The organism is Azospirillum sp. B506 (genome assembly GCF_000333595.1).
Classification (GTDB): domain Bacteria; phylum Pseudomonadota; class Alphaproteobacteria; order Azospirillales; family Azospirillaceae; genus Azospirillum.
Genome location: NZ_BADK01000653.1, coordinates 1 through 10,564 on the forward strand (window position 1 = coordinate 1; position 10,564 = coordinate 10,564).

The 10,564-nt window shown below is 65.9% G+C and carries 10 protein-coding genes and 2 tRNA genes; 4 read left to right on the forward strand and 8 right to left on the reverse strand.

The window, feature by feature from the left end; all coding sequences use genetic code 11:
* Positions 1 to 71 precede the first annotated feature (71 nt).
* The 4 genes from mreD to I71_RS19395 form a co-directional block, all read right to left on the reverse strand.
* Positions 72 to 584, reverse strand: a complete 513-nt coding sequence (gene mreD, locus I71_RS19380; RefSeq protein ID WP_042696667.1) for a rod shape-determining protein MreD — start codon at positions 582 to 584, stop codon at positions 72 to 74.
* Positions 585 to 638: 54 nt separating this feature from the next.
* Positions 639 to 1,508: a rod shape-determining protein MreC gene (gene mreC, locus I71_RS19385; RefSeq protein ID WP_042696669.1), complete on the reverse strand. Its 870-nt coding sequence runs from the start codon at positions 1,506 to 1,508 to the stop codon at positions 639 to 641.
* 94 nt (positions 1,509 to 1,602) lie between these two features.
* A complete protein-coding gene (locus tag I71_RS19390; protein WP_012974729.1) occupies positions 1,603 to 2,643 on the reverse strand; it encodes a rod shape-determining protein in 1,041 nt (346 codons plus the stop codon).
* Between the two features lie 364 nt (positions 2,644 to 3,007).
* Positions 3,008 to 3,772, reverse strand: a complete 765-nt coding sequence (locus I71_RS19395) for a TIGR00645 family protein (RefSeq protein ID WP_375731209.1) — start codon at positions 3,770 to 3,772, stop codon at positions 3,008 to 3,010.
* Here I71_RS19395 and phoU point away from each other — a divergent pair.
* Both phoU and hisE read left to right on the forward strand, forming a co-directional pair.
* On the forward strand, positions 3,771 to 4,478 hold the full coding sequence (gene phoU, locus I71_RS19400; protein WP_042696682.1) for a phosphate signaling complex protein PhoU: 708 nt from the start codon (positions 3,771 to 3,773) through the stop codon (positions 4,476 to 4,478). The two genes, I71_RS19395 and phoU, sit on opposite strands and share 2 nt — an antisense overlap.
* 138 nt (positions 4,479 to 4,616) lie before the next feature.
* Complete coding sequence (gene hisE, locus I71_RS19405) at positions 4,617 to 4,943, forward strand: phosphoribosyl-ATP diphosphatase (RefSeq protein WP_042696672.1); 327 nt, start codon at positions 4,617 to 4,619, stop codon at positions 4,941 to 4,943.
* Positions 4,944 to 4,967: 24 nt separating this feature from the next.
* Here hisE and I71_RS19410 read toward each other — a convergent pair whose 3' ends face one another.
* Entirely contained in the window at positions 4,968 to 6,497 is a 1,530-nt protein-coding gene (locus tag I71_RS19410) for a class I SAM-dependent methyltransferase (protein WP_042696674.1), read from the reverse strand.
* A gap of 240 nt (positions 6,498 to 6,737) precedes the next feature.
* On the opposite strand from I71_RS19410, the gene I71_RS19415 reads away from it, so the two are divergent.
* Positions 6,738 to 6,813: transfer RNA gene (locus I71_RS19415), tRNA-Lys, on the forward strand.
* A 23-nt stretch (positions 6,814 to 6,836) separates the two neighbouring features.
* Positions 6,837 to 6,912, forward strand: a tRNA-Lys gene (locus I71_RS19420).
* A gap of 95 nt (positions 6,913 to 7,007) precedes the next feature.
* Here the strand turns inward: I71_RS19420 and I71_RS19425 are convergent.
* The 3 genes from I71_RS19425 to I71_RS19435 all read right to left on the reverse strand — a co-directional run bounded on the left by I71_RS19425 (position 7,008) and on the right by I71_RS19435 (position 10,340).
* Entirely contained in the window at positions 7,008 to 7,430 is a 423-nt protein-coding gene (locus tag I71_RS19425; RefSeq protein WP_049976202.1) for a bacteriohemerythrin, read from the reverse strand.
* A gap of 105 nt (positions 7,431 to 7,535) precedes the next feature.
* Positions 7,536 to 9,350: a M3 family oligoendopeptidase gene (locus tag I71_RS19430; protein WP_042696676.1), complete on the reverse strand. Its 1,815-nt coding sequence runs from the start codon at positions 9,348 to 9,350 to the stop codon at positions 7,536 to 7,538.
* Between the two features lie 60 nt (positions 9,351 to 9,410).
* Positions 9,411 to 10,340, reverse strand: a complete 930-nt coding sequence (locus I71_RS19435; protein ID WP_042696679.1) for a LysR family transcriptional regulator ArgP — start codon at positions 10,338 to 10,340, stop codon at positions 9,411 to 9,413.
* Positions 10,341 to 10,564 lie beyond the last annotated feature (224 nt).

Sequence of the window (10,564 nt, forward strand, 5' to 3'; positions counted from 1 at the left end):
GGCGCGGCGCGCCGCAGGCGGGAACGGTCGGTGTCGCGATCGATCGAACTCATGAGACCCGTCGGGACCCTTTACCCGTTCAAGAACGCGCGGTGGACGCGGATCAGCAGCCAGCCCACCGCAGGAAACACCGCCACCGTCAGCAGACCCTGGAACAGGGCCGGCATGATCGACAGCATGCTGCCGCTGAGCACGGAGAAGGCCAGCCATTGCAAGAGCACCGCCCCCGCCATCACCAGCGTGAAGCCGAACCACAAGAGCGCGAAGGTGCTGGCCAGGAACACACGGCGCTGGTTGAGCGCCGCCCATTGAGCGACGACCAGCATCAACGCATTCACACCCAGCGGCCCGCCGATCAGGAAATCCTGCAGCAGCCCGATCAGAAAGGCCACCCCCGGACGCATCAGGTCAGGCCTGTGGATTGTCCAATAATAAACCGAGACCAGCGTGAGGTTCGGCGCCACCGGGGCATAGCCGGGCACCGGCACCGGGATCATGCCGATCAGCACCATCATCACCGTGACGGCGAAGGGCGCCAGATTGCGCCCGGTCTTGTCCACCTTCTGCCAGAAGGTCGCCGTCATGTCGGCGATCCTCCGGCCGTCGGACCTTCCGGCCGGCTCATGTCCACATCCAGCTCACTTCGACTCTGGCGACGGGTCCAGATCGGTGCTCGGCAGGCCGAAATCCACCAGACGCAGATGCTCGATGCGCGACAGGTCGGCACTGGGCAGAACTCGGATGCCGCGTTCGCTCACCGATGTCACCACGCCGACCGGCAGGCCGGGCGGAAACAGGCCGCCGTCGCCCGAGGTCACCACCCGCTCGCCCACCTGGATCGGCGAGTCCGGCGGCAGGTAAAGAAGCTTGGCCTGGTCGGAGTTGTCGCCGGCCAGGATCGAGCGCTGGCGCGTGTTCGACAGGATCACCGGAATACGGGCGTTGATGTCGGTCAGCAGCAGGACGCGGGACGACCATTCGCCGACTTCGATCACGCGACCCACCAGCCCGGCACCGGCAAGCGCAGCCTGTCCCTTGCGCACCCCGTCGCGCTTGCCGGCGGTGACCACCAGCGTACGGACGAAGGAGCTGCCGGGCGTGGCGATGACACGGGCGGCGATGTAGTTGACCGACGGTTCGGGGCGAACCCGCAGCAGGCTGCGCAGGCTGTTGTTCTCCGCCTCCAGCCGCAAGGCTGCCTGCCTCCATTGCAGAAGCCGGGCATTCTCCGCCTTCAGGCGCTGGTTCTCATCGAAGGCGTTTTCGATTTCCACCGCAGACTCGACCACGCGCGCCGCGGTGGCGGCGGGGCGGGAGATGGCGTCAAGGATGGGGGCGAACGCGTCGGTCACGCGCGCGCGCGCACTGTCCACCGAGACGGACTCGATCTTGCCGACCATCATCAGCGCAACGGAGGCCAGCACCAGCAGGAGAAAGGAAAAGCGCTGCGCGAGAGCCCGCAAAGGGGCGGCAAGGCGGATGACGGAGCCGGATGAGCGTGGCTTCACAGGAAATTCCCGTCCAGATACGCGGTCCGTCTCCGGTCCTCACCGCCAATGGGTGGGCAGGGGACCGGAGGCCTTCCAACCAGGGATACACCAATCAGTAGGCGCTGACCAAGACGTTTCGCAGCGTCTTCATCTCCTCCAGCGCACGGCCGGTGCCGAGCGCTACGCAGGAGAGGGGATCGTCGGCGATCGATACCGGCAGGCCGGTGGCATGGCGCAGGACGAAGTCCAGGTTGCCCAGCAGGGCACCGCCGCCGGTCAGCACGATGCCCTTGTCGACGATGTCGGCGGCCAGTTCCGGAGCGGTGTGCTCCAGCGCCACCTTCACCGCCTCGACGATGGCGGAGACGGGTTCGGCCAGAGACTCGGCGATCTGGCGTTCGGAGATGATCAGCTCCTTGGGCACGCCGTTCATCAGGTCACGACCCTTGATCTCCAGGATACGGCCTTCCCCGTCCTCGGGCGGACAGGCGGAGCCGATCTCCTTCTTGATCCGCTCGGCGGAGCCTTCGCCGACCAGCAGATTGTGGCTGCGGCGGATGTAGCCGATGATGGCCTCGTCCATCTTGTCGCCGCCGACGCGCACCGACCGCGAATAGACGATGCCGCCCAGCGACAGCACGGCCACCTCGGTGGTGCCGCCGCCGATGTCGACGACCATCGATCCCGTCGGTTCCGTCACCGGCAGCCCGGCGCCGATGGCGGCGGCCATCGGCTCCTCGATCAGGAAGACGCGACGGGCACCGGCGGCCTCCGCCGATTCCTGGATCGCCCGGCGTTCCACCGCGGTCGAGCCCGACGGCACGCAGATGATGACCTGCGGGCTGGCGAAGCTCCGGCGGTTGTGAACCTTGCGGATGAAATGCTTGATCATTTCTTCCGCGACCTCGAAATCGGCGATGACGCCGTCGCGAAGCGGCCGGATGGCCTGGATGTTGCCGGGGGTGCGGCCAAGCATCATCTTCGCCTCGTCACCGACGGCGAGGACCTGCTTCTTGCCGCGCACGTTGGCGATGGCGACGACGGACGGTTCGTTCAGGACGATGCCGCGGCCCTTGACATAGACCAGGGTGTTGGCCGTCCCCAGATCGATCGCCATGTCGGCGGACAGAACGCCGAGCAGTTTGGAGAGCATGGAGCTGACGAACTCTATCAAAGCGGTTGAGACGGCCGAGCCGGCGGGCTGGCATGGCATGCCCGCCACCGGTTCCATAGTCGAATGCGCCCGCACGCTCAAGCGGAGAGTGCGCCCGGCAGCCCTGATACCTGCCGTGAACATGGTCTCCGGGGGGGCGGTGACCGCAGCGGCATGGCGTCAGGTGACGGGCACAGTGGCGGGTTAGGGTTAACATTCTGTCAACGGGCGGGACGCTGGAGTCAAACCCGTATCGCTTCGCCGTCAATCCGGCTGGCCGGCGTGACGCAGAAGTGTCTATCGCTGCCGATGATGCATCGCAACAGACTTTTGCCAGACGAGACGCGGCTTCCCGGCCACCTAATCAGTGATGATCCGCCGAGGATTTCTCCCCGGCTTTCCCGACGGGCTTGGCGACATGCCCGTGATGACCTTCCAGCCGGTCCATGCAAGCCAGCAGAACACCGGAAATCACGAAGGTCATATGGATGATGACCAGCCACATCAACTCGTCGCGCGAGGTCTGTGCCAGGTTCATGAAGGCTTTCAGCAGATGTATGCCGGAGATGGCGACGATGGACGCAATCAGCTTCAGCTTCAGCCCGCCAAAATCGACCTTTCCCATCCAGTCCGGCCGGTCTTCGTGATTGGCGACGTCGATCTTGGAGACGAAGTTCTCATATCCGGCGAAGATCACCATCAGCAGAAGATTGCCGGCAAAGGACAGGTCGATCAGCGTCAGCACGGCCAGAAGCACGTCCTTCTCGCTCATTTCCAGCACATGCGGGATGATATGCAGGACTTCCTGCGTGAACTTCACCAGCAGGGCGGCCAGCGATATGACCAGCCCGAGATAGAAGGGGGCGAGCAGCCAGCGGCTGGCGAAGATGACCTGTTCAAAGCGGCGTTCGATCATGGCGGGTTCGGCACGTCGTTGGGGGTGGGACTCGGGAGCATGTGTCGCAATGCTGCGGCGCAAAATCAATCGGCCAGTTTCAGCGGAGGCACAAGGGGGGGGCACAAGAACAGGGAAGCCGCCTTTGGCCATAGGCGCTGTCATCGTACCGTAACGTCCTGGCGTTATTGTCAGGGCCTTGAACAAGACCGCCGGGAAGGGTTTGGCGACCATGAAGACCTCCGCTCCGCACATCGTGTCCGCGTTCGAGGACGCGTTGAAGCGGCTGAAATCCGCCATCGTGCAGATGGCCGGCGCTGCGGAGACGCAGATCGACCAGGCGCTGATCTGCCTGGCCCAGCGCAATCCCGAGCTTGCGCGGGAAATCGTCGAGGCGGATGCGCGACTCGACTCCTTCGAGCACGAGATCGAGGCGCACTGCATGCGCCTGCTGGCCCTGCGGCAGCCGGTCGCCGACGACCTGCGCGAGGTGATCGCGGCTCTGAAGATCGCCGGCAACCTGGAACGCATCGGCGATCATGCCGCCAACACGGCGAAGCGAGCCGTCGCCATCTTCAGCCTGTCCAATGCCGGATCGCTGACAGGGCTGCCGCAGCTTGGCCGGCTGGTGCGCGAACGGATCAGCGCGGTGATCGACGCCTATGTCGACAATGACAGCGAGGCGGCCCTGAGGATCTGGCGCACCGACGACGAGGTGGACGCGCTCTACACCAGCCTGGTCGCCGAGGTGGAACGGTCCGCCCTGGCGGCGCCGGATCAATTCGTGGCCCACATGCACCTGATGATGATCGCCAAGAATCTGGAGCGCATCGGCGACCACGCCACCAACATCGCCGAGGTCGTCTATTTCGTCAGCACCGGTCAAACCCTGCTGGACGAGCGTCCGAAGGCCGACCGTTCCTACGATCCGGCCGGCTGAATCATTTTGTGCGCCGCATGGCATAAGACCGTCTTGCGGCGCAGCACCGCGCCTATGGGGGATGGTAATTCTGCTGCGGAACGATCACGTTAACAGAAGGATGCTTCCGTCCCCCGCAGAAGAGACAATACCTCCCTGATGACAGACGACCTGATCCGCCTCTATGCCGCCATCCTCGACCGCCAGCAGATGGACCCGGCACAGTCCAAAACCGCGCGGCTGATCGCCGCCGGCCCGAAAAAGATCGCCAAGAAAGTGGGCGAGGAGGCGGTCGAGGTGGCGCTGGACGCCATGAACGAGGATCGGCAGGGCGTCATCAATGAAAGCGCCGATCTTCTCTACAATCTATCGGTGCTGTGGGCGACGCTGAACATCCATCCCGACGACGTCTTCGCTGAAATCCGGCGGCGCGAGGCGCTCTACGGGATCGCGGAGAAGCTGCCGAAGACCGCGCCGGAACGGTGAGCGGGCCGGGTCTGCGCGCTCCCGCTAAACCACGCCCAATGCCTCCAGCAACGGCAACCGCCGCTGCAGGAAGGTCGCATGCCGGCGCGTCAGTTCGGCACGGTTGGCGTCATCCCCCTCGCAGCGTTCTCCGTCGCGGCCAAGCACGATGCCGTCGGTCGACAGGTGGCGCCAGGCGAAGGCCGCCGGCTCCTCGCCCAGGCGGGCGGCCAACAGGAACAGCGCCTCGATCCGCGACACCGGCACGCCTGCCCCCAGCAGCGGCGAGGCGAGTTGCCCCGGCGTGTCGCCGAAGCGATGGCGATCCAGAACCATGGCGTTGAAGCGGTCGCAGGAGGCTTTCCGACCGTCGAAGCCGTCCTCGGGCAGGGCCGGTGCCGCCAGCGACAGGCTGGTCAGCAACGCCAGAGCGCGCAGCAGAGCCGCGTCGCCCTGAGCCGCCAGGGCTGGCCGTGCAAGCAGCGCGTCGAGGCGTTGCGGCCCCTCGGCCAGCGCCTCGCCGAGCGGTCGGTAGAGGGATCGCGGGAAGGGCAGGCGGCCGGCCGGGGTGGAGGCCACTTCCGGCAGATCGTCGACCGCCACCAGGAGCGTGAAGCGGGTCTCTCCCAGCAGCGCGCGCCGCTCGGCCGGGCTCAGCCGCTCGCCCCCTTTCACGAACAGGTCCCGGCGGAAGCTGCGGTTGGTCATGACATCGCGCAGGGTCTCGGCCCGGGCAGGATCGCTCGCCTCGGCTGCCAGCGCCTGCTGGGCGGCGGAGAGGGTGAGGTCGTCGAGCTGTTCCATCGGCACGGCGGCGCCTGCGAACTCCAGCTTGGCGGCCATAAGGTCGCGCGCCACGTCGGCATGGTAGAAGGCGGTCCAGTCGCCGTTCAGATATTCGTGGGCAATGTAGTTCGGCGACTTGTGGCGAAGCTGCTCGATCCGCTCCACCACGCCTTCGGTGTTGGCGAACCAGCCGCCGCCTTGTGCCGCCATGCGTGCGGCGAACTCCACCGCGTGGGCGATGCGGTCGGGCAGGGGGCCGCTCCCTTCGGCGCAGCGTTCCACCAGAAGGCGGCGCAGCGGCATGTGGGCGAACGTGCCGGGCAGGGCGTTGTAGCTGAGGAACACCACGCCGCCCGGCGCCAGCCGCCGGCGCAGCGTGTCAAGCAGGATCGCCCGGTTCTCCGCACTCACCCACGACCACACGCCATGCAGCGCCACCGCATCCAGCATCGGCCCGTCGCGTCGGGCGTACTCGGCGAAGCTATCCTCCAGAAAGGCGGCGTTGCTCAATCCGGCATCGGCGGCCAGCCGGCGGACACCGGCGATGTGGGAAGGGTTGAAGTCCATCGCCTCGAACCGCGCCGCCGGATGGGCGCCGGCCAGCAGCGCGGTGGTCAGCCCATGCCCACAGCCGGGTTCCGCCATGGTGAAGCTGCCACGGCGCAATGCCTCCGGCGGACGCCAGCCGCGCAGGGTCAAGGCGAAGCAGAGCAGCGCCGGCGACCAGTCGCGATAGATGGCGCGGATATAGTCGATGCCGCCGACATAGCCTTCGGTCCAGCCGCCCATCTCCGATCTCCCGTTCCGATGCCCCGCTTCGACAGCGTCGGTGTAGCCGCCGGGGGTGGAGTCCGGCCACCGAAAAGCGTGCGCCAAAAAATTCACATGAGGTGCGATTTTGCTATCGACAGGGCAAAAGCCCTTCGCTATAAACCGCGCCACACCGGCCGGGACAACGGCTTGGCCGGCGCGATGAACAGTAGGCTGATTTCGGCAATGAGTTCAGCCAAGTTCATCATCTCAAGAGATGGGCGCATAGCTCAGTTGGTAGAGCAGCTGACTCTTAATCAGCGGGTCCAAGGTTCGAGTCCTTGTGCGCCCACCATCTCTTGAACATTTGCTACGGATGGGCGCATAGCTCAGTTGGTAGAGCAGCTGACTCTTAATCAGCGGGTCCAAGGTTCGAGTCCTTGTGCGCCCACCATCCATAAGGGGCTGGAACCGAGCAGGTTCCGGCCCCTTTCCATTTCCGGGGCACTGTCGGGTCTCGCCCCGCTTGGCGCATGGGCCACCCGTGCTTCATCCCTCTGCCTGTGCCAGGAAATCCGCGGTCACCCGGTCCATCGTCGCCAGATGGGTGTGGAACCAGTCGGGGAAATGCTCGGCCACATACAGGCGGGCACGAGCTTCATCGCCCTCTTCCAGCTCCGCTTCCATGGTCGCGACCATTTTCAGAACGCGGGCGTGCTCGTCCTTGTGGCAATGCAGGGCGAAGAAGCCATGTTGGGTCATCAGCGCGTTCTCGCGGGCGAAATGCTCACGCAGATGCTTGGCAAAGGCGGCGAAGGGAGCCTGAAGCTGCCCGTCCGGGGCGTCGCAGGCCGCCTGCAGCAGGGCGACCGAATCGACATGGTCGCGGTCCATGACCGCATAGCCGAGGAGAGGAACGTTGCTGGCCGGGAAATCGGCGGCAGGGGCGGCGGGCGTGGTGGTCGCAAGCATGGTGGTCGCTTCCAAAAAAGATGGCCTTCGGAGACGATGCTCCGAAGGCCACCATACCCGCACTGCCGTCATGGTCTCTTGACGATGGTCAAGAGACCCCAATCGTCAGGCTTTCGCTTCGCCGGCTTCCAGTTCGTCGATGAAGCCGCGGATCACGCCGAGACCCTTCTGCCAGAAGGCCGGGTCGGAGGCATCCAGCCCGAAGGGGGCCAACAGCTCCTTGTGGCGCAACGTCCCGCCGGCAGACAGCATCGCCAGATACTTCTCGGCAAAACCCTGCTCCGCATCCTGATAGACCGCGTAGAGCGAGTTCACCAGGCAATCGCCGAAGGCATAGGCGTAGACGTAGAAGGGCGAATGGATGAAGTGGGGGATATAGGACCAGTAGTGCCGGTACCCCTCGTCGAAGCGCAGCGCCGGCCCCAGGCTTTCGGTCTGCACCGCCATCCAGATCTCGCCGATGCGGTCGGACGTGAGTTCGCCCTCGCGCCGTTCCGTGTGGACGCGGCGTTCGAAATCGAAGAAGGCGATCTGGCGGACCACCGTGTTCAGCATGTCCTCGACCTTGCCGGCCAGCATGATGCGTCGGCGCTTCGGGTCGGTCTCCGCGGCCAGCAGGGCGCGGAAGGTCAGCATCTCGCCGAACACCGACGCCGTCTCCGCCAGCGTCAGCGGGGTATCGGACAGGAAATGGCCCTGTTTGCCGGCCAGGATCTGGTGGACGCCATGCCCCAGCTCATGGGCGAGCGTCATCACGTCGCGCGTCTTGCCCTGGTAATTGACCAGCAGATAAGGATGGACGCTGGGCACGGTCGGGTGGGCGAAGGCGCCCGGCGCCTTGCCGGGACGGACCGGCGCATCGATCCAGGGATTGTCGAAGAAGCGCTTGCCCAGGCTGGCGAGGTCGGGGGAGAAGCGGCCATAGGCGCCCAGCACGATGTCGCGGGCCTCGTTCCAGGGAATGCTGCGGTCGGCATCCTCCGGCAGGGGGGCATTGCGGTCCCAGTAATCCAGATGGTCCTGGCCGAACCACTTGGCCTTCATCGCGTAATACCGGTGCGACAGATCCGGATAGGCGCCCTTGACGGCGGAAACCAGCGCGTCGACGACTTCATCCTCGACCCGGTTGGACAGGTTGCGGGCAGAGGTCGGCGTCGGATAGTTGCGCCACTCGTCCTCGATCTCCTTGTCCTTGGCCAGCGTGTTGGTGACCAGCGCGAACAGCCGCGCATTCTCACCCAACACCTTGCCCACCACCTCGCCGGCCTCGCGGCGGACGGCGGGGTTGCGGTCGGACAGGCGGTTCAGCGCCTCAGCACAGGTCAGATCCTTTCCTCCCATCGGGAAGCGCAGGCTGGCGATGGTCTCGTCGAACAGGCGGTTCCAGGCGGCTCGGCCGACCACATGCTTTTCGTGCAGCAGCCGCTCGATCTCGTCGGACAGCTGGTGGTCGCGGTACAGGCGCACGTCGCGCAGCCACGGCTCGTAATGGCGCAGGGCAGAGGATGCCGTCTGCCTGGCTGCCAGCTCCGTCTCGTCGAGCCGGTTGATCTCCAGCGTGAAGAAGATCAGGTGGGCGGAGATGTCGTTCACCCGCTCCTGCGCCGACTGGTAGAATTTGGCGACGGCCGGGTCGACCATATTGCCGTTGTAGACCAGCCCGGCATAGGACATGACGCGAGACAGCGTCTCGTCGATGTCCTCATAGTGACGGATCGCCGCGGCGAGATCGTCACCGGTCAGCGTCGCCAGCATTCCGGCGTAGCGGTCGCGGAAGGCCTTGCACTCCCGCTCCATCCGGTCGAGGTCGGCCTTCAGTTCCGGCGACTCGGTGCCTGGGTAGAGGTCGCTCAGGTCCCAGGTGGGAAGCGCCCCCAGATCGGGGGTGTCGTTTGCGGCCGTGGCGGCGCTGCTGGTCATCGAGTCCCTCCAGAGATTTGTTGAATCCATATAAGCGCGCACGCGGCGCGGGCAAAGCCTTCATCCGCCGGAGCGGCGTCCTGTGTCAGCGTCCATGGCGCGCAGAGCCAGCCGCCCGGCGCGCAGGACCGCGCGCGACAGTTCGGCCAGGGCGGTGCCAGCGATCCGGCTCTGTTGCCAGTAAAGCGGCACGTCGAGCGGCCGGCCGGGCACCAGCTCCACCAGACGGCCGGCCGCCAGATGGTCGGCGACCAGCGGTTCCGGGTTCATCCCCCATCCCATCCCGGCCAGCGCCCCGTCGACGAAGGCGTGGGTGGAGGGCAACCAAGAGATCGGCGGGGTGGGCAGAGGCGCCGGGTGGTGATCCCCCAGCACCAGACGCATCCACTGGGCTTGCAGCTGGTCCTTGCGGTTGAAGGTCAGGCAGGGTGCGGTCGCCAAAGCGTCCACCGTCGCGCCGTCTGGGAAATGGCGGTGCAGATATGCCGGGCTGGCGGTGGCACGGTAGCGCAGGGATCCCAGCGGATGGCTGTTGCAGCCGGGGACCGGCGCCGCGCTGGCGGTCACGGCGGCCAGAACCTCGCCCTTGCGCAGCCACTCGGCGCTGTGGTCCTGGTCGTCCAGCACCAGATCGAACAGGCAGCCGGCGACATCCGCCATCGCCGCGACGAACCATGTGGCAAGGCTGTCGGCATTCACCGCGATCCGCAGGGTGACCGGCCCGTCCTCCGGGCTGAGGCCGGGCAGGGCGCCGCGCAGCTCGCTTTCCAGCAGGGCCACCTGCTCGACATGCTGACAGAGGCGCTGGCCGGCGGCGGTGCCGGTGCAGGGTTGGCCGCGCACCACCAGCACGGTGCCCAGACGCTCTTCCAACAACTTGACCCGTTGCGACACCGCCGAGGGGGTGACATGCAACTGCCGGGCGGCTCGCTCGAAACCGCCGGTGCGGATCACGGCGGCTAGGGCCGCCAACAGTGGATAGTCCAGCATGGATAAGCACCGCTTAATCAGCGCAAGGAGGATTAAGTACGGCAAAGGAGCGTGGGGTGGTAGCGGAATGGCATCCACCGACTCCGGAACCGCCGCAATGACCGAACTTGCCGCCGCCACCCTGCTGCCGGCCTTCCTGCCGGGCCTGCTCCTCGGCTTCAGCCTGATAGTGCGCCATCGGGGCGCAGAATGCCTTCGTGTGCGCCAGGGTCTGCGCAACGAAC